Annotated in this window: 1 protein-coding gene; it reads right to left on the minus strand. The window is 67.2% G+C overall.

Features of this window, described 5'->3' with window-relative positions; genetic code table 11:
* Positions 1–369, minus strand: a 369-nt coding sequence (locus tag J7E68_RS06780) for a YihY/virulence factor BrkB family protein (RefSeq protein ID WP_215171075.1), incomplete at both ends; no start/stop codon positions are given.

A 369-nucleotide genomic window follows, 5' to 3' on the forward strand; every position in this document is an offset into this window, starting at 1 on the left:
CGGGCCTCGTCGATGTCCTGCCGCTCCTTCTCTGCGGCCTTGTCGCTCTTGCGTGTGTCCCTCGGAGGAAGGCGGATCTCCCGCTCTGCGGCGATGCCCGCCTGCAGTTGGCGACCTCGCTCGAGTTCGGCGTCGAACTCCGCTCCGACGAGAAGCGCCAGGTTGGCGATCCACAGCCACAGCAGGAACACCACGATGCCCGCGAGGGAGCCGTAAGTGCGGTCGTAGTTCGAGAAGTTCGCCACATAGAAGGCGAAGCCCGCCGTGGCGACAGCCAGCACGATGATCGCGAGGAGCGCCCCGAGGCTGATCCACCGGAAGCGCGGCTGCTTCGCGTTGGGAGTGGCGGAGTAGAGGAGCGCGACGGCG

This window comes from Microbacterium sp. ISL-103 (assembly GCF_018613995.1).
Classification (GTDB): domain Bacteria; phylum Actinomycetota; class Actinomycetes; order Actinomycetales; family Microbacteriaceae; genus Microbacterium.